23 protein-coding genes and 7 tRNA genes are annotated in these 23,575 nt (G+C 32.8%); 1 reads left to right on the top strand and 29 read right to left on the bottom strand.

Annotated elements, in window-relative coordinates; translation table 11 throughout:
- Positions 1-211: 211 nt before the first annotated feature.
- The 19 genes from EG348_RS10765 to EG348_RS10690 form a co-directional block, all read right to left on the bottom strand.
- Positions 212-760 carry a 3'-5' exonuclease gene (locus EG348_RS10765; RefSeq protein WP_123983122.1) on the bottom strand — a complete coding sequence of 183 codons (549 nt, stop codon included), beginning with the start codon at positions 758-760 and terminating at the stop codon, positions 212-214.
- A gap of 106 nt (positions 761-866) precedes the next feature.
- Positions 867-1,412, bottom strand: a complete 546-nt coding sequence (locus tag EG348_RS10760) for a 3'-5' exonuclease (RefSeq protein ID WP_123983121.1) — start codon at positions 1,410-1,412, stop codon at positions 867-869.
- Positions 1,413-1,628: 216 nt separating this feature from the next.
- Entirely contained in the window at positions 1,629-1,841 is a 213-nt protein-coding gene (locus EG348_RS22025) for a cyclic-phosphate processing receiver domain-containing protein (protein WP_317127008.1), read from the bottom strand.
- Positions 1,838-1,999, bottom strand: coding sequence for a hypothetical protein (locus EG348_RS22020; protein ID WP_317127007.1), 162 nt, complete (start codon positions 1,997-1,999; stop codon positions 1,838-1,840). Before EG348_RS22020 ends, EG348_RS22025 begins: the two co-directional genes overlap by 4 nt.
- 18 nt (positions 2,000-2,017) lie before the next feature.
- Positions 2,018-2,503 (bottom strand): ribonuclease H-like YkuK family protein, encoded by a 486-nt coding sequence (locus tag EG348_RS10750; protein WP_123983120.1) that lies wholly within the window; start codon positions 2,501-2,503, stop codon positions 2,018-2,020.
- Positions 2,504-2,645: 142 nt separating this feature from the next.
- Positions 2,646-2,719: transfer RNA gene (locus EG348_RS10745), tRNA-Leu, on the bottom strand.
- A 77-nt stretch (positions 2,720-2,796) separates the two neighbouring features.
- Positions 2,797-2,868 (bottom strand) — tRNA-Glu (locus EG348_RS10740).
- A 175-nt stretch (positions 2,869-3,043) separates the two neighbouring features.
- A tRNA-Tyr gene (locus tag EG348_RS21705) sits at positions 3,044-3,127 on the bottom strand.
- Between the two features lie 186 nt (positions 3,128-3,313).
- Positions 3,314-3,395, bottom strand: a tRNA-Cys gene (locus EG348_RS21700).
- A 385-nt stretch (positions 3,396-3,780) separates the two neighbouring features.
- Positions 3,781-3,852: transfer RNA gene (locus EG348_RS21695), tRNA-Pro, on the bottom strand.
- Positions 3,853-3,921: 69 nt separating this feature from the next.
- A tRNA-Arg gene (locus EG348_RS10735) sits at positions 3,922-3,995 on the bottom strand.
- Positions 3,996-4,086: 91 nt separating this feature from the next.
- Positions 4,087-4,154 (bottom strand) — tRNA-His (locus EG348_RS10730).
- Positions 4,155-5,031: 877 nt separating this feature from the next.
- Entirely contained in the window at positions 5,032-6,054 is a 1,023-nt protein-coding gene (locus EG348_RS10720) for a tetratricopeptide repeat protein (protein WP_123983118.1), read from the bottom strand.
- Positions 6,047-7,759: an APC family permease gene (locus EG348_RS10715; protein ID WP_123983117.1), complete on the bottom strand. Its 1,713-nt coding sequence runs from the start codon at positions 7,757-7,759 to the stop codon at positions 6,047-6,049. The genes EG348_RS10720 and EG348_RS10715 overlap by 8 nt, the downstream gene beginning before the upstream one ends.
- On the bottom strand, positions 7,749-10,142 hold the full coding sequence (locus tag EG348_RS10710) for a hypothetical protein (protein ID WP_123983116.1): 2,394 nt from the start codon (positions 10,140-10,142) through the stop codon (positions 7,749-7,751). Before EG348_RS10710 ends, EG348_RS10715 begins: the two co-directional genes overlap by 11 nt.
- Entirely contained in the window at positions 10,133-10,876 is a 744-nt protein-coding gene (locus tag EG348_RS10705; RefSeq protein ID WP_123983115.1) for a hypothetical protein, read from the bottom strand. The genes EG348_RS10710 and EG348_RS10705 overlap by 10 nt, the downstream gene beginning before the upstream one ends.
- The gene (locus tag EG348_RS10700; RefSeq protein WP_123983114.1) at positions 10,849-11,982 is read right to left on the bottom strand and encodes an AAA family ATPase; all 1,134 of its coding nucleotides are present in this window, start codon (positions 11,980-11,982) and stop codon (positions 10,849-10,851) included. The genes EG348_RS10705 and EG348_RS10700 overlap by 28 nt, the downstream gene beginning before the upstream one ends.
- 156 nt (positions 11,983-12,138) lie before the next feature.
- Positions 12,139-12,780: a hypothetical protein gene (locus tag EG348_RS10695; RefSeq protein ID WP_228414864.1), complete on the bottom strand. Its 642-nt coding sequence runs from the start codon at positions 12,778-12,780 to the stop codon at positions 12,139-12,141.
- Positions 12,781-13,187: 407 nt separating this feature from the next.
- The gene (locus EG348_RS10690) at positions 13,188-13,577 is read right to left on the bottom strand and encodes a VOC family protein (RefSeq protein ID WP_123983113.1); all 390 of its coding nucleotides are present in this window, start codon (positions 13,575-13,577) and stop codon (positions 13,188-13,190) included.
- Positions 13,578-13,691: 114 nt separating this feature from the next.
- On the opposite strand from EG348_RS10690, the gene deoD reads away from it, so the two are divergent.
- Positions 13,692-14,402: a purine-nucleoside phosphorylase gene (gene deoD, locus EG348_RS10685; protein ID WP_123983112.1), complete on the top strand. Its 711-nt coding sequence runs from the start codon at positions 13,692-13,694 to the stop codon at positions 14,400-14,402.
- Between the two features lie 56 nt (positions 14,403-14,458).
- Here the strand turns inward: deoD and EG348_RS10680 are convergent, their stop codons facing one another.
- From EG348_RS10680 to EG348_RS10640, 10 genes are all read right to left on the bottom strand, one after another.
- Positions 14,459-15,244, bottom strand: a complete 786-nt coding sequence (locus EG348_RS10680; RefSeq protein WP_123983111.1) for a TatD family hydrolase — start codon at positions 15,242-15,244, stop codon at positions 14,459-14,461.
- Between the two features lie 60 nt (positions 15,245-15,304).
- The gene (locus EG348_RS10675; protein ID WP_123983110.1) at positions 15,305-15,955 is read right to left on the bottom strand and encodes a hypothetical protein; all 651 of its coding nucleotides are present in this window, start codon (positions 15,953-15,955) and stop codon (positions 15,305-15,307) included.
- Positions 15,956-16,669 carry a DUF434 domain-containing protein gene (locus EG348_RS10670; RefSeq protein ID WP_123983109.1) on the bottom strand — a complete coding sequence of 238 codons (714 nt, stop codon included), beginning with the start codon at positions 16,667-16,669 and terminating at the stop codon, positions 15,956-15,958.
- 192 nt (positions 16,670-16,861) lie between these two features.
- Entirely contained in the window at positions 16,862-17,008 is a 147-nt protein-coding gene (locus EG348_RS21690; protein WP_164463281.1) for a phage baseplate assembly protein V, read from the bottom strand.
- A gap of 557 nt (positions 17,009-17,565) precedes the next feature.
- Positions 17,566-18,183 carry a hypothetical protein gene (locus tag EG348_RS10665; protein WP_228414863.1) on the bottom strand — a complete coding sequence of 206 codons (618 nt, stop codon included), beginning with the start codon at positions 18,181-18,183 and terminating at the stop codon, positions 17,566-17,568.
- A gap of 4 nt (positions 18,184-18,187) precedes the next feature.
- Positions 18,188-18,457 (bottom strand): reprolysin-like metallopeptidase, encoded by a 270-nt coding sequence (locus EG348_RS10660; protein WP_123983108.1) that lies wholly within the window; start codon positions 18,455-18,457, stop codon positions 18,188-18,190.
- Between the two features lie 100 nt (positions 18,458-18,557).
- Positions 18,558-19,085 carry a hypothetical protein gene (locus tag EG348_RS10655; protein ID WP_228414862.1) on the bottom strand — a complete coding sequence of 176 codons (528 nt, stop codon included), beginning with the start codon at positions 19,083-19,085 and terminating at the stop codon, positions 18,558-18,560.
- A gap of 446 nt (positions 19,086-19,531) precedes the next feature.
- Positions 19,532-20,065: a hypothetical protein gene (locus tag EG348_RS10650; protein ID WP_228414861.1), complete on the bottom strand. Its 534-nt coding sequence runs from the start codon at positions 20,063-20,065 to the stop codon at positions 19,532-19,534.
- 79 nt (positions 20,066-20,144) lie between these two features.
- Positions 20,145-21,545, bottom strand: coding sequence for a hypothetical protein (locus tag EG348_RS10645; protein WP_123983105.1), 1,401 nt, complete (start codon positions 21,543-21,545; stop codon positions 20,145-20,147).
- Between the two features lie 9 nt (positions 21,546-21,554).
- Positions 21,555-23,486: a type VI secretion system Vgr family protein gene (locus EG348_RS10640; RefSeq protein ID WP_123983104.1), complete on the bottom strand. Its 1,932-nt coding sequence runs from the start codon at positions 23,484-23,486 to the stop codon at positions 21,555-21,557.
- Positions 23,487-23,575: the final 89 nt, after the last annotated feature.

Here is a 23,575-nt window from a genome sequence, read left to right as displayed (position 1 = left end):
TTGTTTTGATGATGCAAAGTAAGGGTGTTATTACGCAATGTTTTTGCGTAGAAAATTTTAATGTGATTTTTTTTGTCATTTCGAACTGAAAGTGAAGCAATCTATTGTTATTTATTGAGATTGCTTCGTCGCTTCGCTCCTCGCAATGACGAAATAATTTGAAAATAAAATAGCTCCCTAAAAAGGAAGCTATTGCTAAATTGTTACATTACTATTGTTGCAAACACCAATGTAAAATCTTCGCAATATTTTTCGCATCGTCAACACCTCTGTGATGGGTGCCTTCAAGCTTAAAATTCAGTTCACCTAAAGCTCTTGCCATTCCGACACTTTTCCTGACAGTCGGATGCAATTCTCCAAATAATGTTTTCACATTGATATGATCATCACTCAGAGGATAATCGACATTGAATCTTCTTGTCTGATCTTTAAGCATATTCAAGTCATAGTTTCCATAACTTGCCCAAGTCAGGTCTTCAGAATCGTATTCTGCTCGTAGAATATCTAATGCATCTTCAAGCAAAATACCTTCTTCATCAAGCATTTTCTGAGTAATGGAAGTCAGTTCCGTACAAAACGGACTTACTTTTGAATATTGAGGTTTCACTAAAATTCCTTCATTTTGCGAAATCTTACCGGTTTTTGCATCTATGATACAAACTCCGATTTCTATGATTTCACTTTCCTGACCTCTCGGCGGGCGGTCATCCCAACACGTGGCTTCGAGGTCTATAATTAATATGTTGTCTGTTGTTTTCACTTTTTAAATGTTTTAAAAACTTGAAAGTTTGAAGTTCGAGGCTAGAAGTGAATGACATACTTCAAAAACTTCCTGCTTCCCGCTCCCATCTTCCTTACCAAAATTATTATTCCAAAATTTCTCTCAAAATTCTGGCTGCATTATAAGCATCGTCTGCTCCGCTGTGATGATTACCTTCAAAATCCATGTTCAGGAACTTCAGGGCTCTTTTTAAACCCATCATTTTATGAAGTCCATTATATCCTTTGAATTGATTCATCACATTCAGATAATTTTCTGAAAAAGGATTTTCGATTCCGAGATAATCACACTGTTCCATGATCTGCTCTTTATCAAAATTTCCAAAACCTGCCCAGGTAAGGAAAGTTGAATCATATTCATCCCTTATTTTCTCGCAGGCTTCTTCGAAATGAATTCCTTTTTCTTTTATTAATTGTGGAGTAATTCCTGTAAGTTCAGTACAAAATTTACTGATTTTAGACCTTTCAGGAATGACATAAATGCTTTGTTTCTTGGAAATTGATTTTGTTGTTCTGTCTAATTCGCAAATTCCTATTTCTATAATATCGACTTTTTGCCCTTTGGGAATTCTGTCGTTTTCCCAACACGTAGCTTCTAAGTCGACTATTAATATTTGATTTGTTGTTTTCATTTTTATTATTTTATTCTACATATTTTCATTCATCTGCATTCGGTTTTATTGGTTGGAAGAGAAAGCGGGAAGAAATACCCTAAAGAAGAATCGCTGCTAAAACTCTGCAAAGATAAAGCCACCAGTACGCATTCTATTTACGTAATATAAAAAGTTTCGATAATAAATACCGAAACTAGATTTCAGAGTCAATAATTCCTCTTTTACAATTGTTTTTTAATAGTTTTTAAAATTCTCTAAAAGACCTTCAATATTTGCTTTTCCAACAGGATTCATTGAGTGGCAGTAGAATTTTGGTAAGTCCAAATAGTTATCCATGCAATATTCTACCAACCATTTTGCACAATCGTAACCTGTTTTTTCAACAAATTCCTGAGAATCTTGTTCTAAATAATGTTCATCAGCAAGGTCGTGGTCAAAAGAAATCATTTCCGGAGTCCTTTTTCAAAAATCCTGTTGACAAATTGCTCGTAATTTCGAACGATATGCCAGTCTTTTCTGAGAAAAACATCCTGTTTGGTATAATGATATACCTCAATCGGATATCTTATGTCATCCAGAAACAATAATCTTTTTGTATGTTCCATTGCTTTATTTTTTTAAGATTAAACCATCATATCAGCACAATTTGAACTTGCGAATGCGTGAGGCTTTGCTTTAAACACATATCCCATTCCCAGAATATATCCCATTGCGTCTTTCAAAGCAACGTTGGATTTAAAATCAGGGTCGGTGTTAATGTCTGCGTGTACCTCCATTTCCACATCATAAGTTTCCAGAATAGAGCAAATTGCATAGGCGATTTCTACGGATTTGTTGACCTCGTTCAACATTCGCTCTTTGATACTGATATTCTGTATTTCTCTTTCTTTTCTGATAAAGGTAAACGCTCCTTTTCCCTCACGAATAAAGACAACTGCCGTAGCATAATTAATGGCGTCACCATAAACGTGGGAGTCTGAACCCACACACACTTTCAGTCGGTGTCCATTTGCCTGTTCGCGGATGATGGCTTCTTCTACCAGCTGTGTGATAGAGTGTTGGAAAATTTTTCCGGTCATGTTCTGCCATGTTTGTTGTTGCGTTTCCATTTTTTCTACATGTTTAAGTTTTATACTTTTTATAATTCATAAATGATCTTTGATATTAGTAATGAGTAATCGGTAATTAGTAATATTAAAATCATATTTAATAATTTACATTTACCGTAATTACTCATTATTCATGTTTTTGTACGGGAAAAGGGAGTCGAACCCTCAATATCTTGAGCCTAAATCAAGTGCGTCTGCCAGTTCCGCCATTCCCGCAAATTGATGAGTAATTCGTCATATTAAAAACGTTCAACATAATTACCCATTGCACATTACTTATTACTCATATTTTGTACTCCATAAGGAAATCGAACCCTTGTTTTCTGCTCGAAAGGCAGGCGTCCTAACCGTTAGACGAATGGAGCATTTTTCTTGTGAATTATCAATAGTCAATTTACTTCGTAGTCAATCTTTAACTTCACTTGCATAGCAAAATTTACTATTCACATTTCACTTTCTTTGACCATCTGACTAGGAATCGAACCTAAACAACAAGAGTACATTTCCTGCATGCTGCCATTACATTATCAGCGGTATTTGTGGAAGTAGTAGGATTCGAACCTACTCAGCAATGAAGCAACAGATTTACAGTCTGCCCCGACTCTCCAACTTCGGCGTACTTCCCTTTTTTATAAATGATAATTGATAAGAGATTAATGATTTTCATTCTAACTTCTAATCTCTAACATCTAACTTCTTTTTTGTGAAGAAAAACAAAGCCTGTCATTATTTTTTTAGTTTGATATAAGAACTTCTACGCTCGACAAACTTTTACTTTTTCTCCGGAACTAATCTCATTTTAGTTATTTGAGATGGTTATGGGATTCAAACCCACTCAGTTTTCACAACGGTTTTGCAGGCCGCCCCGACTCTTCCACTTCGGCGAACCATCGTTTTTATGAGTAATCAATAATGGGTAATGAGTAATTTTCACCGTATTGATTATTCTTTTTTTATTTAATTTTAATTAAAAAATAAAGCCTGTCTTAATTTTTTATTTGATATAAGAACTTCTGCGCTTTGACAAACTTTACTTTACCTAAAAATTTATATTATACTTAGTTAATTTCCACCTTTCTGTTTCAATTGAGTTAAGAAAAAGCTTGTCTATTTTTTGTGTTTTTGCGTAAAGATCTTCTGCTCTTGACAAACTTTTCCTTTTCTCTTTTTGAAACAATTAACTTAGTCTGAATTGTGAATTGTCAATTCGTTTTGATTGTCAATTTTTAAAATTCACTTGTGAAACAAAATTCACCATTCACTATTCACTTTCTTCGTCTGGAAAGCAAGATTCGAACTTGCGACCTCCCGCGTCCAAGACGGGTAAACAACCACCGTTATCTTTCCAGCTTTGCAGATTCATTTCAAAATTCTTTTCCGAGAGACAGTCGGATCGGAAATTATCCATGAATCTTTTGTAATTCTGAGAGGGATTGAACCTCTAACCTTCGGTTTAGAAAACCAACGCTCTATCCAATTGAGCTACAGAATTTTGATAGTGTGAATAGTCAATTGTCAATTCGATTTACTTGTCAATTTTAATTCACTTGCGAAACAAAATTCACTATTAACCATTCACATTTTGGGTATCTCCGGGGATCGAACCCTGTTCTCCGGTGCCACAGACCGACGCTTTACCAAATAAGCTAAAGAAACCATAAAAAAAGCGCCTCTTTTTGGGAGGCGCTCTATATTTTGACGTATCAGTTCATTAACTGACGTATTTATATAAGCACCTTTTATCCACAAATTCACTATCAAGAATACATGCAACACATCCCATCGGCTCTTGTCCGTGTAGTCTTGAATACTGATTATATATGTTATGTAATTGTTTCATTATATTCTTGTTATGTTAAAAAGTTTTTGAAATGTTAAAAAGTTTTTGAAATGTTGAAAACCTGTTGCTTTCAATTTTCGGTTGCAAAGTAAATGTGATTTTTTTTAACTCGCAAATTTATTTTTATTTCAACTAACTGAAAATCAAATAATTAAAATCAACATTTAGAGTAGAGAATTTCTGTCCGTAATATTTTACAGATATCTTAATTACCTAAATGACTGTCTCTCATCGGGTTTACTTATCACGCTTATTTATCGTATTAAATGTTCATTGTTGATTAAATAATTTTCACTTTTATGGTTATTTTTTTTCATTCTAAATAATTTCTGACCTAAAAACACAAAAAACGCCTCGATTGTCGAAGCGTTTTTGTGGTATTTTGATTAAATTTTTACGAGTTTACAGTAAATAATTTCCAAAGCAAGCACATTTCGCTTCATTCCATATCATCCATTCATATCCAAACGATCCCTTTATTGCAGGGCGATCGCATAGATTCAAACTGATATGTGCTATTTGTATTGTCATAATTTTGTTGCCGCAAAGATAAATCTTTTTCTTAATTTGTTGATAATTTTATCATTGTGAGAGGAGCCGAGGCAATCTCAATAAAAAAACAGGTTATTTTGACATAGATTGCTTCACCTTCGGTTCGCAATGACAGGAGTTTGTTACTTAATGATTATTAATTCCTAAACATTTTATTCCTCCCAGTTTTAAACCTGGAAATATCTTTTAGAATAACTTCATCTTTTGGATTGAAATGTTTCAGCTCATTTACGATTTCTGAATGGGTGTTTACCTTTTCTGCAATAATTTCGTATGCTATATTTCTTGTTGTAGAATGAAGTTTTTCATCTTTTTTAAACTCATACTTCAAGGCTTCCAGATAAATATTCTTTTTATCAGATGGAGTTTTCTTATATAAATTTTTAATTTCGCTGTCCAGTTTTTTCACATCAAAAATATTCGCAAAATAATTATTAAGGCAATTAAAAGCATCTTTATTTTCCTCCCAGCCATTTAATAAAACCTGTTGAGCAGCTTCCGGTGTTTCCATTTTTTTGCGATAAATTAATGACGCTTTTACCATCTGATTATTGTTTACATAATCATCAACGACCATTTGATAGTAGGTATGTGCATTTTTTATATCATGAATTTCAATATATAAATCCCCAACTTTTTCTTTTTGTTCTAGTTCTTTATACAAATCGATAGCTTTTCTGTATTGTTTTGCTTTTTCATAACAGTTTGCTGCTTCAGATTTATTTTTTAATTTTTTAAGATAAATTACAGCTGCTTCATTATAAAATCCACCATCTTGCAATGTTTGAGCGCCACGATAATGGTCACGAAGAAGATTCATGTACACTTTTGCAGCTCTTTTGTAATCTTTTTCGTCAATATATTTTTGAGCTAAGTCTTCGTATTTACTTCTAATCTTATCGAAAAGTGAAGGTTCAAGATAGAAATTGCCGCCACCAGCTCCACCTTTACGGCCGGATGCTTGTTTTTCTTTTTCCTTGTCTTCTAAACGAATAAGGACAATGAAAATGATAAATGCAACGAAGGCAAAAATCACTAAAGTCCCAATAACACTCCAAAAACTCTGATGAAAAAGCTGCGCTAAAATCCCGATAACCTTGATGATCACCAGAATAAAAAATGCCGTCATGAACTTGTCTATAAACTTCTGCCTATTCATCTTTATCTGATTTTAAAATAGTTTTATCTTCACTGAAAAGCCTGTAAAGAAGCAATACGACACCAATAATGAGGAGCCAGACAAACCAGTTGTAGCCGAACATTTCGATCAAAGGGTAGAAAATATATGCTAACAAAGCGACAAGCACTATAATTAGAAAAATTTTAATTCCACTTGGGACATTGTCGCCTCCAATATTTAAAGATCTTCTTTTTACAATAAAAGAATACAGCCCGACAACTCCTGTCATGAAAATTATTAACCAGATAATCTCCGAGAAAGAAATATCATATTTTGAATAAGGTTTTTCCTTTTCCAATGTCTCCACTTTTTGGGCTTTATTCGGATCAATTGGTGGTTCGATGTATTCTTTTGTCCCATAAAGGCGACCTAAAGAATCTTCAATCAAAACCTGTTTCTTTTTCAATATCGTTTTTACAATTCCCTGTTCAGCCGGTTTTCCTGAGCTTATTTTATTAAGAGAATCTGTGATTTTTTTCTTGTATTTTTCTTCACTTTGAGCAAGATATTTTACAATTTTTTTGCTGTAAACTTTCTTTAATGAATCTTTTGAAACATCTGTTTTATCATTAAGTTTGAAAATTTCATCCTGAATTTTATTAATCGGTCTTCCGCCATTCTTTAAATATTCTTCATAACTTTTTTCATTGGGCATATTAATTTTTAATGATGCATTCAAATGTTCGTTCATCAATTCGCGTCTTTCTCTTCCATACATTGAATCAATCTTCATATCGATATCTGTAACTCCCGATTGATAGGCAACCACAGGTTTCATCATATTTTCATCTACATTCGAAACCTTTCCTGATGAAGGCATCGGAGTATTTTCTACAGGTTTTTCTTTATTTAGAAAAATGAAAAATCTGAACAATCCAATAGCAATCAAAAACACAAAAAATATCCAACGGTATTTTTGAGAATAGGCAGATTTTTTGTCATTTGAAGAATTTCCGCCAAATAATTTATTGAGCCATGGATTCTGAAATTTAAAAATCCCGAAACCGTCACCTCTTGAAGTTCCCATCACATCAAGCGGAACACCTAATTCTACCGCTCTGTCGGGATATTTTTCGATATAACTTAGATATTTTTCAACTTCTTTTTTGTTTCCTGCCATCACTTTTTTCAAGTCAAAAGGCAGGTTTTTCATCCATTCTTCTTCTGTCTGTGGTTTTTCAAGAGCTTCCAGAATTTTTTCATCATCCATCTCTACGGTATAACTCTCAATTTTCTGAGGAATTTTTACACCATTTGATGGTTTTCGGACAACAATATTTGATTTTTCAGGATCTTGAATTAATGAGATCCAATCGATTTGTTCTGATACCTTAACCAAACCAAATTCCGGATGCATAATGAGATAGTCAGCATCTATATTTTGCCAGTCTTCAGAATTTATTTTGGGATAAAAAATCGTGTTTTCAGGAATGAATAATTTATTATCAAAACATTGAAAATAAGAATTTTTTCCAATTTCGTTTGGAGTATTATTTTGAAAAACTAAAAAACAACCATACAAAATATTCGGTTTGTTAGAAGGAATCGGAAAAGACTGAATTTGGTCTAAATCAATTCCTAAAATCTCCATTTCGTGGAGCCAAATCGATGGTGAAGAACCTTTTATTAAAAGTCCTTTTTTAGGATAATTATTTTTCGGAAAAGGTTTAATTCTAAGCTCCATATTCCAAAATTTGATTGATAAATTTTTCGAGATATTCAGAGTACATATCTTCCATTTTTTTCACTTTCAACAACGTATTTTCGGGTAGATAATATTCTGATCCACCGAATTCTACATTGGTCGACAACGACAAGAAACCCTGTTCTGTAGAAGGTATATAAAATGTTGGAATATTTCCGTTACTGCTTTTAAAGGTCAACATTCCTCGGGAATCTGTAATCATCTCGCTTCCATCAGGAAAAGTGAATTTATTTTTATTTTGTTCAGCAAGAATTTTAATCTCAAATTTGTTTTTGATGAAATTTATTGAGTTTTCATAATTCTTATTTAATTCATTTCCGGAAACAACTAAATTACCTTTTGTATTGATTCCAATTTTACTGAAATTACCTACTATTTTAATTCCATTATAATTTAATCTTGAAGCTTCTGCTAATGCTTTTGTATCATTTTTTTGAATTTCTGCATCGTTTTTTACAGATTCAATAGAGATATTTCCATCAATATTTATTTTGAAAATTGAAGGCACATCTGCATGAAATAAGTAAAAACTCCTGCCAAAATAAATCAGTCTTGAATCTGCAGGAATATTCTGTCCCGTTACATTAAGATCTGAATATTCTTTAGTATTTACATTTAATTTAGAAATCAACTTTTTATCCGGTTGATATTGACAGAGAATGAACTGCTGTTGCTTATTTTTCGCCAAAGCAAACTGTCCTCGCGGTTTTACAGAAATATCTTCAATCAAAACTTCGCTTCCATGGTAGGTTTTGTAATAATCATAATAATCTCTATTGTAATAATTATCAGAAAGATAAGTCTTCAACAACTGTTTTTTATTACTTAAAATGAAAAATTCACCTTCATATAAAAATTGAGCAATTTTATGAGTCGGTGTTGGAAATAAAATCGGATAATTTAATGGTAAGTCTGTTTTTTTACCACTTGACGAAGTATCATGATCTCTATTCTTTCTTCTCTGTGGCGGATTTGCCCATAATTCTTTTAAAGGAAGAACTATTTTTTGAACATGTTTTCTTGCTCCCTTGTGATGTTTATAGAAATTTAATTCTCCATCAGCCGAAGTAGTGACTAAAAATTTTAACCGATCTCTATTTTCGTGAATCGTTCTCTGAATATTTTCGTTCAACAAATTTTCCTGATGCGTAATGAAGAAAACTTCCAGATCTTTTTCTTTATGTTCCTCCTGAAAAAATCTATCCAAAGCTGATGAAACTTCTAAAACCGGACTTACCTGATTTAAATTATCAACCACTTCTTCCACTTTATCTAAAGAAATCGCCACATTTGTCTGCCCTAAAGCAAAAACTTTACATTCAGAATGCGCTTTCGGATGTTTGATCACAGCGATGGCTGAAGCAAAGGCCAAAACCTTTGGTGTTCCCCAATTTTTAAGAGAAGTATCAATTAAAATTATTCTTTCAAAAATATTTTCCTCAGGCGGAATTTCACGCTGAATGTACAAGGCTTCATTATTGGCAAGCCGATTCATGAAAACCTCATCTTCATTCGCAAATTCAGATAAAAGCATTCTTGATAATTCGCCTTTGTTGGTCATATCAGAAATTCCTCCGATCGGTTGTTCACCGGGAGAAAGATGGCGCATCGGAATTTTAAGACCGCTCCAAATTCTTTTTATCAAGCTACCAACCTGAAACGTTTTGGGATCTTCAATTAATTCCTGAATAAAGTCTTTATTGGTTTCAATGGTGGTTTCTTCTTGTATAACTTCATCTTCTAATTCGGGAAGATCTACCATGCTTTTCATTGCATCGATAATAGACTGCGCTGTGGGAAATTTCCCGTTTAATATTGCTAAAGTGCGAATATCTTTTATCTTAACGGGTTCTGTCAACTCTTTCTTCTTTGCACATTCAGAAATACTATAAGGTCTTTTTGCAAAAACCTTCAACATGAGCTCTGAACTAACAGATGAAACTGATTTAGGAGAATGTTTAAAAATAGTTTGTAAAAGAATAATCCTATTTTGTCCTTTCTTATAAATCATATCTAAATTCCTTAAATTCTCAAGAAATTTTAAGCCCAAATCAATATCTAATCTAAGTTCTTCACGACTTTCTGATTGGATCTTTTTTAAATAATAAAAAACTCCATCCAAATTTAAATATCCATCTTGAGTTGCATATAAAGCTAAAAGTATAGCTCCAAAAGGAGGAAATCCCTGAGACTGTAATTCTTTTAAAACTTCTATAATATAAGGTCTATAAGCGATTGTACCTACATTCGGAATCGAAATAAGATTGTTTTCATTATATCCGGTGTCATCATGAATATCTTCATCAGTTGTCCACTCCCAGAAATAATGCTCATATGACTGAAAATATTCTTTTACATCCATTCTTGTGCTTTTTCAGTGAGACGAAACGAGCTTACAGACAATTTTCGGAAATCCTTTTTATTAATTGAAATATAAGTTCCGTCTTCATTCCACACAAGCCATTGATCTAAACTTTCATTATACTTTTTTTGAAGTAATGAACTCAAATTTTTAAATTCAAAATCAAAACCTGTCGGCAAAAGATGTCCGTCTTTCGTCCAATATGTTTTCCCCGGAAAACTTAATAACGGAGTTCCGAGAAATAAAGCCTTATTTTCCATCACGATCCATTCAATTTTGTTTAATTTGAATTTTGGAAAAGCAACAATCACTTTTTTTATTTCTGATATTGAGCTTAATAAAGCAATTGCGGGTTGCTCTTCTTCGCTTGTTTTTAATCTAACCAGTACTTTTTCATCAATTCCAAAAAAATTATGATTTGATGGTGGAAAAGTCAAACGCAAAGCTTTATCAATTGGCGACCACAGCAAAGCTGTTCTCACTTTCTTAGTGGGAACCAAAGCATCTTTTCGGAACAGAAGTCCGCCTCTTAATTCATACAATAAAAAGTTAGGCAATTGCTGAATTTCCGCAGAAACAGACTGTTCTTCGGTAAATTTTTTCAACCAGATTACATCTTCTTCCAAAGCGATCTGAACATTTTTCCAGTCACGAATTGAGCCCAGAAAATCTTCATCAGCACGTGGAAGTTCTGCCCAAAATTCTTTTATACGGTTTGAAGAATCTTCTGCCATAGACTTTCAATTTCTTTTTGAATGTATAGTTTTTGTTCAGGATGTCTGATCCAGTCGCATCGGGTTTGAAGGTATCTTAATTTATCTTTAATAACATTTTGCTCTTCAAAACTCAAAGTTCCGCCTTCCCATTTATCAATCAAGATTTTTACATCTTTCATCACTTCCTCCGGATTCGGAGTCTTGTTTTGTAAAGCTTGCGGATGCGATTTCGGATCTTCATCTTTTTCAATGGTTCGGTTGATGATTCCTTCCAGAATCTCGATCTGTTCTTCAGTGTCCCAAATGTGTTTCAATACCCAAAGATCAGAAAGGATCGCTTCATTTCTGCCACAAATCAAAGCGCTTGCAGCAATTAAATTTTGCAGTTTCACGGCTCGACGGTCGGAAATTGCGATTCCTGTATTTCGAAGGCTGATAATTGTATTTAGATAAACCTCATAAATCGGTTTCAGATCAATACTTCTGCATAAATTTTGAAGTTCTCGGATCTCGTCAGAAAGAATTTCAGGAGTTTCAGTTTCAATATTGTTTTCTAATTTTCTTCCGGCTAAAAGTACCTGTTGAAGGAGATCCGGATGTACATAATCAACATTAATTCTGATCAGAAAACGGTCGAATAATGCATTCAAAGCTTCATCTTCAGGGAGAACGTTACTTGCACCCACAAACATTAATGCAGGAAGCTTTTTTGTTTCTTTTCCTCTTTTGAAGATCTTTTCATTTAACGCCATCAAAAGTGAGTTCAGAATGGCAGAATTGGCATTGAAGATCTCGTCCAGAAAGACCATTGATGCTTCCGGCATCATGCCTTCTGTGTTGGTTAAAAGTTCGCCATCTTTTAATTTTCTGATATCAAAAGGTCCGAAAATTTCGTTTGGCTCTGTAAAGCGGGTTAAGAGATACTCAAAGTTTTTTCCGTCTTTCACGGTTTTTGCCAATGTTCTTATAATGGCGGATTTTGCCGTTCCCGGAGGGCCATATAAAAAGGCGTTTTCTCTTGCTAATAAACAGATTCCCAACAGATCGACTACATCGTTTTTGCCGACGAAGGTATCTTTTACGTAATTAAGAACTGTGTTTAATTTATTTATATTTTGAGTCATTGATTTCTCAGTTTTTATATTTTTTTTCTAATGTAAAGAGTGCTTTCTTTCCTGAATAATGCTTTTTTTAACGCAAAGCACGCAAAGTTTTTTTGACTACTAACTGTTTTTAAGTTCGCAAAGGCGTTCAACTCAGCAAAGTTCACAAAGTTTCTATCAACTATTTACATTTTTTAATTCTCTCCAGAATACGTCTTTATGCATACCAAATTCTGCAATCAATAATTTGTTAATAAACGGAATTTCCGCCAATTGGTAGGCTTTCTTTTCTACAATTCTTTCGAGATATAGTTTTCGGTAGGTTTTATCTTTTAATTCTTCTTCCCAATTTACTTTTTCTACATCAATTTCAGATCCGATTGCTGAATAATGAAATTGTGATAAAATATTTTCCAACATTTTAATCAAAGGATCCTCCGCATCTGCAATTTGTAATCCCTCAACAATTTGCGGTAAAAATCTTAATGATAAGTCTGCCGACAAAATTGATGAAATATCCCTTGTTCCTTTATATGGTGGAATTAATTGACCTAAATCCTTTGCTGTATCTCTACGAATTAAATACAATTGAGCACTGTGATATAATATTTTTCCTGCCCAAACTGCTGTTTCTTTATTACAGTTTATTTGATCTGATAAAAACTCCAGTCTTTCTTTTTCAAACTCGGTTTCAAAATAATCGGATGCGTCTTGTTCTTCCTTTTTTGAAATTTCTTTCAAATCCGAGAAAATAGTGATGCATTCATCTTTTCGGAGAAGAAACAAGGTGTCTAAAAATGGGGAGGTATTTTCCAGCATCTAACAAAAATAAAATATTATTCGTTATTAATGAATTAAAAAAATATAAATATTTTGCTGTAAATATTGTTTTTTTAACAAGGTTTTATTGGTGATAGTTGAGATTCCTCCGAAATGACAAAATGGATGTTATAGTTGGCTTTATTATTTTATTTGAGATTGCTTCACCTTCGGTTCTCAATGACAAATTTTGAAAGAAAGACAAAGACCCTAGCCCCGATTGAAACGGCATCCTTTTTTGTTACGGCCGGAGCGAAGCGGAGGCCGTAACAAAAAAGGATGCCGTTTCAATCGGGAAATTGCTCCTAAAAATAAATAATGAGCAATTGGTAATTGGTAATAAATATTTTTGAGATTACTTTACTTCAACAGCCTCATCACTAGCTCGCTTTGTTTCTCACAAAGACTTAACGTATAATCTCAATAATATTATTTTCCGGATCGAGAATTACACTTTCGTAATAACCATCGCCTGATGTACGCGGTTCTCCGGCAATTTTGTAGCCGTCATTCCTTAAGGTTTCTGTCAGCGTGTCAACTTTTTCTTTGCTGCCTGTTGAGAATGCAAGATGTGTAATTCCGAATCTCTGAGCTTCATAAGAACTGTTTCCTTCCTGGATATCTGGTCTTGTCATGATCTCCAATCGTGAACCGTCTTCAAAACTTAAGAAATATGACTCAAAGTTTTTTATAGGATTATGGTATTTTTCATTGGAAACCGCTCCGAAATATTTTTGATAAAATTCTTTTATTTTTTCTAAATCTTTGACCCAAATAGCGATATGCTCTATCTTCATTTTTTTTAAATTTTACATAAAGATAATAATTGTCTCTTATACATTGATGTGTAGAACAAATTGACAATTCGCTTTTCACAGATTTGCTATCTTTGCACCATTCAAAATAAAATTATGAGTATTCACATCAGTGCAAAGAAAGGAGAAATTGCTAAAGTTGTATTGCAGCCGGGGGATCCGCTTCGCGCACAGTATATTGCAGAAAACTTTTTAGAAAACGCAAAATTAGTAAGTAAAACAAGAGGTATTTTTTATTATACGGGTCTTTATAAAGGTAAAGAAATCACTGTAGGAGCAAGCGGAATGGGATTTCCAAGCATTGGAATCTATTCTTTTGAGCTGTACACAGAATATGAAGTGGAAACGATCATCAGAATCGGAACTTGTGGTGCTTATACAACAGATTTGAAAACTTTTGATATTTTAAATGTTGAAAATGCTGCGAGTGAAAGTACCTATGCAAAATACGCATGGGAAATTGAAGATGAAATTCTTTCTCACCAAGGAAATATTTTTGACACCATTAATACAACTGCGGAAGAATTAGCTTTAAAAACTAAAGCGATCAATGTTCACAGTAGTGATATTTTCTACAGAAAAGATCCTGCTGTTCCGGCAATTGCTACAAAATATAACTGTCCGGCCGTGGAAATGGAAGCTTTCGGATTATATGCCAATGCAAAACATTTAGGGAAAAATGCAGCAACGATCCTTACCGTAACTGATATTATTCCGACTCACGAAAATATTTCGGCTGACCAAAGAGAAACAGCTTTGAAACCAATGATCGAACTGGCTTTAGAAGCTGCTTGGAAAAGCATCTAAACAAAAAGCAATGCTATAAATAAAAAGAGCTTTACATTAATTTGTAGAGCTCTTTTCTATATTCTGAAAAACTTTCTGGCGACTTCTGTCGTTTCATCCGCGACTTCGGAAATACTTACTTTCTTTAATTTGGCGATTGTTTGTGCAACATAAGGTAGATAAGATGGTTCGTTTCTGCGGTTTTGTGTCCTCGGCATATTTTTCGGCAACATGAATGGTGCGTCTGTTTCGATCATCATTCGGTCAAGAGGAATATATTTGATAACATCTTCCAAATGTTTGAATCTTTTTTCATCACTAATTGCTCCCGTAAATCCTAAATAAAATCCTTTATCCAGATAAACTTTTGCTTCTTCTAAAGTTCCTGTAAAACAATGAACGACCGCTTCAGGAAGTTTTGAAAGATATTCATCCGTGATTTCATTGAATTTTTTAAATGCAGATCTTTCGTGAAGAAAAAGAGGTTTGTCAACTTCAATTGCCAATTCGAGTTGAGCGCGATAACATTTTTCCTGAATAGGTCTTGGTGAAAAATCGCGATCAAAATCCAGCCCGCATTCTCCGACGGAGATGACTTGGTTTTGTTTTAATAATTTTCGAAGTTCATTGATGCTTTCATTATTAAAAGATTTAGCATCGTGAGGATGAATTCCTGCCGTTGAAAATAAAATTTCGGGAAAATCCTCTGCAATCTCTGCTGATTCTTTGCTTCCGCGGACGCTTGTCCCTGTAAGGATCATCTGTTCTACTCCATTATCCAACGCTCTGTTGATGATTTCTTCGTGTTCGTTGTCGAATTGTTTATTGGTCAGGTTAATGCCAATGTCGATAAATGTGTTCATTTTTATAATTTTAATGTGTAAAAATGAAAAACAGGTGCGCAATATTTTTACGTTCTACATTTATTCATTAATAAAACCTTCTAAAAAACCAATCAAATTTTCACCTCCATGGCTCCATCGGATTCCGTGACCTTCTTTTTCTCTTATTTCGTAGACCAACTCATGTTTGTAATGAAAGAAGACATTCCACCAGGTTTTATTGTCAATAATGTAATTAATTTTCTCCATTACTTTTTGCTGTTTCTGTTTGTTATTGCCTTTTACTTCGCTCCAAAACAAGTCATCCATTCTCCCGACATGCTTTTCCCAAGCGCGCTGTGCGATGGTAATTTCATTATTAAAAGGTTTCTCACAGCTTTCAATCAATATATTTCTAAGTGGCGGAATTGCAGTTTCATCACGAATACTTGCCGAAGTCAATCTCTGCCCTAAAACATCAAGCCAATATTCAAACGGAATTTTCTGTAGTTTTTGAACTTTAACCTCATCTGAATCAGCTGTTTCAAGAATATTGATGAATGTATTAAAACTTTGGTGGCGTTTTATTTTTATTTCTTCATTAAAATAAGGTAAGTCCCAATCTAAAGCGTTGTCTTTATACTTTTGAATATTATTTTGAATACTTTTTACGTGCTCTTCGGATAAAATGGTTTTATATCTTTCTTTCCAAGGCTCAGAAAACAGTGGAATATATTTTTCGAATACATTCATTTAAAATATTTTTACAAGATTAACAGAAAGTTTTTCCTCCTGAATTAAAAAATCAATAAGATTGAACCATTTCTGACAATGATCTAAGATCCAAGCATCGGAAGAAACGATGATTTCAGCATTTTCTGCTAAAAACTTATCTGGATTAAATTGTAGATCAACTTCCCAACTGAGGTTATTTTCCTGAGCAAATTTGATAATAATTTCTTTGATCCTTCCGCTATTTGAAACGGGCTTATCGAAAATCCAGATCAGTTTTTGAAGTTCTGCTTTTTGGAAAAAAATTGAAACCAATTCTATAGACCTTTGCGTTTGATTCACTCTTTTATACGTTCCATGAACACCCGAAAGATCGCGATAGCAACCGTCAACACCTCTAAAAATATAGGCTTCGGAAAGCAGACTTTCTAATAAAATCAACACATTAAAACCGTCTAAATAAATAATTTTATCTTTTACATCTGATATTTCAAACTGTTTTAATCTTCGATTTTGGATTTGATTTTCTGATGCAGATACCCCACGCAAAGCCTGAATCTGTCTGGTTTTTAATCTATAGTGATTTCCTATCAATTCCGAACTTGCCTTTTCAGCATAGTCTCTGCTTAAAAGATAATTCATATCCTGAACCGCCAATTTTAATTTGTCAATTTGCTTTTCTGATCCAAATAGGGTGTCGTCGCCTGTGTTTTTACCGCGGTTTCTGTTGTTCATGCTCAAATGTAAAAAGATTTATTTAAAATTTGAAGCATGGGTTCTTGATATAAAAAATGAAAAGAATTTAATTTTTAGATTAGTAACAAAACTGAAGAGCTTTGGCTTTAGTTCAGCTTTGTGTTGAGTTATTTTTTAAATTTCCACATGTATGGTTAGAGTTTGTTTCTGAACTATTATAATGAGCTTCCGCTACAAAAGGTTTCTCAATATTATGAGATTCAAATCAACAGATACTTCTTCGCCAATTTCAGGAATAAAATGAAAACCTTTTCCACTTCCCGAATGTGGCTGTATCAGTCTCTGCCAAGGCGTTTTCCCGCTTTCTTTTCCTGCCATAGGAACTGAACTCTTATTTTTTCCTTTCCAATCGGATCATGGTTGTGCCTAATAACAAAATCTCCGCTAAATTGATAGCAGAGATTTTGTTATTAATTATTAATATATTCCTGATTTTCTGTACCTACAATTTTTCCTGTAACACCATCTAATTTTATAATTTCAATTAAATTAGTTCTTTAAATGCTCTATCTTCCAAACGGAATGCCTATTCTATAAACTTCTGGAAATCAAATCATGCCAACTGTTTTGAGAAATATATATATTTTTATTTTATCTTATAATAATAGAAATAACTTCCAACAGAATTAAACACTAGAATTGAATTTTCTTTTAAACCAAAATTACCATCATAATGTATGTAATCGAAGTCAATTAATAATGTTTCCCCATTGGTTTTTAAAAGATTGTATTTCTTTTTTTCATAAATACTCCAATAACATTATTTTGGTAAGCAGAAGTTAAACATTCTATTAAAGCTCCCAGAAAAATTAATAGAATAAGAAAGGTATATAAAATCTGTATTTGTGATTTCATATTAGACTATTTTTTCCTTCTTAATTATTAATATAAGAAACCTGCTTTTTCTTAATAAGCTTACCCGTTTTGCCATCAAGAGTGATCTCCTCAATAAATTCCTCTTTTCCCACAGCAATTACATAAGAGATTTGCCAAACTTTTTTGCCATCTATTTCCTTTTTATAAACACTTGTTTGATAGACGGAATCTTGATATCCTTTTGGGAGTTTTATTTTATGACTTTCACAGTATTTTACAACATCTTCTGGTTTGAAATCGTAACCATCATCTGTATTTTCTTCTTTTATTAGTTTTCCAGATTCGTCAAAATGATACCATATACCAATGGCAGAACCCTCATGAAATAAATAACCCTTCATTTTTACGTTACCATTTTTAAAGAAAAATTTATTAATTTTAAAATATGTATTTAAATTAAACTGACTTTCAACATAACCAAATGATTGGGTTTCTTGAATATAGATAGTGCTGTCTTTACTTATATAAAAATAATCTTTAGTAGAATTAGTATTAAAAGAATTAACATCAAATTTTTCAAATCTATTATCTATTATTGGTATCATTATTTCATTTTTTTTCTGTGTATGGCATTGTATAAACATATTTATCAATACTATTAAAATTATTTTTTTCATAATATTATTTTATTGTTTCGTTGGCAACTTTCCATTGCCAATAATAAAGTGAGGCGCGTTTGTTTTTCTCCATATCAGATACATAATCCATTAAATTATCAGTTCTTTCATAATCATAGGTAAATAATGCATTACTGTCAGTAGATTTATTGGTAAATGTATGTGCCAATCCCATTGAATGTAAAAATTCATGCACAACTGTTTGATCGTCTTGAGTATTAAAAGCAACAACAAAATCAGCATTAGTAGCTGAATATCCATTAAGGTTTGACATAGGTCCGCCATATCCTTTTTCCGCAAAATAAAATGCTTTAAAATGATTGCTGTATTTTAAAGTAATTCTTTGAATAATATTTAAAGCTAGTTTTTCCTTCTTAATTATTAATATAAGAAACCTGCTTTTTCTTAATAAGCTTACCCGTTTTACCATCAAGAATGATCTCTTCAATAAACTCCTCTTTTCCTACTGCAATTACATAAGAGATTTGCCAAACTTTTTTGCCTTCTATTTCCTTTTTATAAACACTTGTTTTATAGCCGGAATCTTGATATCCTTTTGGGAGTTTTATTTTATGACTTTCGCAGTATTTTACAACATCTTTTGGTGTGAAATCGTAACCATCATCTGTATTTTCTTCTTTTATTAGTTTTCCAGATTCGTCAAAATAGTACCAAATTCCAATAGGAGCCCCTTCATTAAAAGCAATACCCTTGTTCTCTATATTTCTGGAAGGGTAATAATTTTTTACTTGCATAAAAAAGCTATTATTGTAATAACTCGTTAAATTATATCCTACTTTTGATGAAATATAAATTGTTTTTTTATCTCCTTCTATAGAAATACGTTGTGCTTTTTCAGGATAAATGAGCTCGAATTTTTTATCTAATGGGTCTATTTTCATTTTTTGATTACTTTGAGAGTTGCATTGATTCAGAGTATTTATTAATATTATGATGATTAGTATTTTTTTCATGTTATTATTTTATTGAATTATTTGCCAATTTCCACTGCCAATAGTAAAGTGAGTTACGTTTATTTTTTTCTGTATCCGATACATAATCCATTAAATTATCAGTTCTTTCATAATCATAAGTAAATAATGCATTCTTGTCAGTATATTTATTGGTAAATGTATGTGCCAATCCCATTGAATGTAAAAATTCATGCACAACTGTTTGATCGTCTTGAGTATTAAAAGCAACAACAAAATCAGCATTAGTAGCTGAATATCCATTAAGGTTTGAAACAGGTTCGCTATATCCTTTTTCGGCAAAATAAAATGCTTTGAAGTGATTGCTGTATTTTAAAGTAATTCTTTGAATAATATTTAAAGCTAGTTTTTCCTTCTTAATTATTAATATAAGAAACCTGCTTTTTCTTAATTAGCTTACCCGTTTTACCATCAAGAATGATCTCTTCAATAAACTCCTCTTTTCCCACTGCAATTACATAAGAGATTTGCCAAACTTTTTTGCCATCTATTTCCTTTTTATAAACACTTGTTTTATAGCCGGAATCTTGATATCCTTTTGGAAGTTTTATTTTGTGACTTTCGCAATATTTTACTACATCTTCTGGTTTGAAATCGTAACCCTCATCAGTATTTTCTTCTTTAATCAATCTTCCTGTCTCGTCAAAATGATACCAAGTACCGACTGATGCACCATTATTAAATGCAAGTGCTTTCTCTTTAATATTTCCGTTGATAAAAAAAATTTTTTCAATTTTAAAAGGGTTGTTATTTTCATAAACATCTGAAAAATAATTATTTTCCAGATGAAAAATAATTATTTTTTTATTCTCCTGATTTAGAATAAGCGTATTATTTTTTTGATTTTTTTTATATTCATCAATATTTATTTTTTCAAATTTATTATCCATAATTTTTTCAAATTTATTTTGTGTTTGACATTGCATAAAAATGCTCAGCCAAAGAAATATTAATATTTTTTTCATTTGCCTATTTTATAGATTCGTTAGCAATTTTCCACTGCCAATAGTAAAGCGAGTTTCGTTTATTTTTTTCTGTATCTGATACATAATCCATTAAATTATCAGTTCTTTCGTAATCATAAGTAAATAATGCATTCTTGTCAGTATATTTATTGGTAAATGTATGTGCCAATCCCATTGAATGCAAAAATTCATGCACAACTGTTTGATCGTCCTTGGTACTAAAAGCAACAACAAAATCAGCATTAGTAGCTGAATATCCATTAAGATTTGACATAGGTCCGCCATATCCTTTTTCCGCAAAATAAAATGCTTTGAAGTGATTGCTGTATTTTTTAGGATAATCTTTTTCCAATTTCATTTTTAAATAATCATCGAGGCTTCTATAACCAAATGTTTTCTTATAATCTACAGCATTATCAGTTATAAAATTGAGAAAATCTTTATCATTTGTTAAATCTAAATCTATTATATCAGATTGATCTGATAACTTAATATAAACTTGTTGTAGATATTGATTAATTCTTTCCTTTTCATTATCAATAATAATAGGTTTTGGCTTTATACCACCGGATAAATTTTGAACAAATACTTTCACAAAAACTACATTTTTCTCTTTTTGCTTAGAAACATCATTCGCCCAAACATTCAATTTTCCTACTACCGTTTCCAAGTTTCCTTTTTCTGTCTTTTTAAAAGCTTTTAATTCTATGGTCTGGTCAATTTCAAATTCTTTAATGCATTTTATGATGATATCAAAATCGTTTAAAGATATTTTTTTCTTTCCTTTAATATCTATTGTATTAGGAGTAAAGGTAAAATAATCTGACGGTGGAAATTCTAAATAATCTGCTTCCTGTTTTATATCTGCCAAAAAAGTAATTTTTGCTTCTTTATCTTTCAGCAAAGACAGCCAGGGAACAAAGTATTCTTCAGCAACCATTTTACCTGCAGGATTTTTTGTCTGTTTCCATGGGATTGTGAATGGCTTATAGAGCTTTTTCAACTCATTCAGCATTTCTTCATCAACCTTAAAATAACCATTTTTTTTATTTACATTTTCATTAACTGAATTATCTACAAGTTTCGTAAGCTGATAATCTGAATACTGATAAGCCACTACATCTTTAAATGCTACATCGCGATAAAGCATGGTATCACCTAATCTAAACCAGTCAAAACCAAACTCACCTTTCCAATTTTTATGAGGACGGAAGTGTACGATGAGTTTTATTGGCTGTGGTGCCAATGGTGGATATTGGGGGCTTCCATAAGTGATGCCTCTTTCTACCCCAGCTTCTCTAATCTCAACAGAAGAATTATATATAATATTAGAAGAAGAGTACATATCATAATCTCCTTCTATTATTTCGGTTAATCTTCCTTTAATGATTCTTGTTCTACTCATAATAAAAACTTAATGAGATTTGCTTTTTTCACCACTATTATTCTGAATCTCAGTTTGTGCATGCTTTGTGATGGATGCATTACTTGAGGTTTCGATTCCGGCATCATTGTTTACCACAGTTTTCCCTTTTTTTGTCTCACTATGCACATCGCCCTCAATCATTTCCGTAAGCTTGCCTGTAACAAACATACTTGCATCCCCGGTCACAGAGGTCATTTTCATCATTCCCACAGTTTGAGTATTATTCATACCAATGCTGCTTGATTTATTCATTCCCACGGTGGTAGTCATGTTTTGACCAACATTGATATTCATATTTTTTCCGGCAGTAAAAGTGATGTCATTTGGCGCATTAACATTAATATTTCCCGCTCCATCCATCAAATACGTATTTCCACTCGGATCTTCTATAAAGACAGAGCCTTCCGCATCATTCAAAATAATCTTAGTTCCAGAGCGAGTATGAATTACTTTTTTATCATTTCCACTCGTGTGATAAGAACTTGTCTCACTTCCATTGTAATGAGCCCCCATCACAAAAGGTTTTTCAGCATTCTGGGATTCAAAACCAACTAAGACTTCTTCGCCGATTTCAGGGATGAAATGAAAACCTTTTCCACTTCCCGAGTGCGGCTGTATCAGCCTCAGCCAAGGCGTTTTCCCGCTCTTCTTTTCCTGCCACGGGAACTGAACTTTTACTCTTCCCATTCCCATCGGGTCGTTATTATCAATGACTCTGGCAGACTGTTTTTCGCCCAACGGTAAGGCTTCATCATCCTGATAAGGTGCTGTAAACAAATCCGGAATCCCTACAAATTCATTATAATACGTATTTCCGTCATGGAAATGTTTGATCTCAATGATGCGGTACGTTTCCATGGCTTTGCCATTGATATCGCTGAGCTTGGCTCTTCCGCCTATTTTAAGTTCGGGATCTTTACTTTTTCCACGAACTAAGATCAGGTTTTCACGTTTTTCCCTTTCTTTTCTTACTGCTTCTTTTAATTCTTTGTCTGAGCCTGAAGAAATTCCGGTGTGGTTAAACAGCATTTCCGGTTTCTTTTTGTAGACATTTTTTGAAGCATTAATGGCAACCGCCTGAAAAGGGTTTTCTTTATATTGTATCTGTGCAGATGACGAATCTTTTTCTATTTTACTTCCATTTTCAGCATCGTAGGAGATATAATTGAATTCCTGAGGTTTAATTTTTAATTCAAATTCAACATCAATTAAATCAATGTTTTCTTCTAACGTAACGATGGGCTGTACTTTATTTCCGAATATTAGATTCTGACCATTATAGTAGAAATATTCTCCGTATCGTGTGGCCAGTCTTTTAATAAACTGATAATCCGATTCTTTGTATTGTACTGTATAAGGAAGCTGGTATTTCGTGTTTGGATTTTCGATCTGAACTTTGCAGTCTTCAGGATATTCTGACGTTACAGATTCGATGATCTGCTCCAGTGTTTTTTCTTCGTAGCTTTGGCAGTCCTGTCCGTTTTCTAATAAAATACTTGGAGCATAACCGCTGATGTACAGCTTACCGTAGCCATTTTCTTTTTTATTTTTTACGTTGGCAATGATGCCCGTAAATAACTGTTTCACTTCCCCGAAACGGTGAAGATTTAAGGTAAGTCGTTTTCCTAAAATATTTTTGGAATTCTCCATGACATAGCCTTCAAAACTATCCAGAGAATCATCAGGAACGATAATGGTAAAACCGTCATGATCATTGGTTTTCTGGTGAAGCTCCACAGAATAACTCGACTTTTCAAGAAAATCTTTGCCCTCCATTGTCAGCGTACAGTAAACCAACGGGTTTGTTTTTTCTAAAAGATGATCTTTAAAGGTTTTTGATGAAAAATATTTCTTTAAATCGTCGGGATGATTCAGTCTACCGCCCTGAGAACTTAAGTACTGGCTGTTATTTTCTTCCATTGCATTTTGTTTTTTAGTGATGAGCTTTATTGATGAATAATAAGTAATGGGTAATGAGTAATTTGGAAAAACGTTTTATTTTTATCACT

Origin of the sequence: Chryseobacterium sp. G0201 (genome assembly GCF_003815655.1) — a bacterium.
Taxonomy (GTDB): domain Bacteria; phylum Bacteroidota; class Bacteroidia; order Flavobacteriales; family Weeksellaceae; genus Chryseobacterium.
This window is presented reverse-complemented; position numbering and strand designations above follow the sequence as displayed.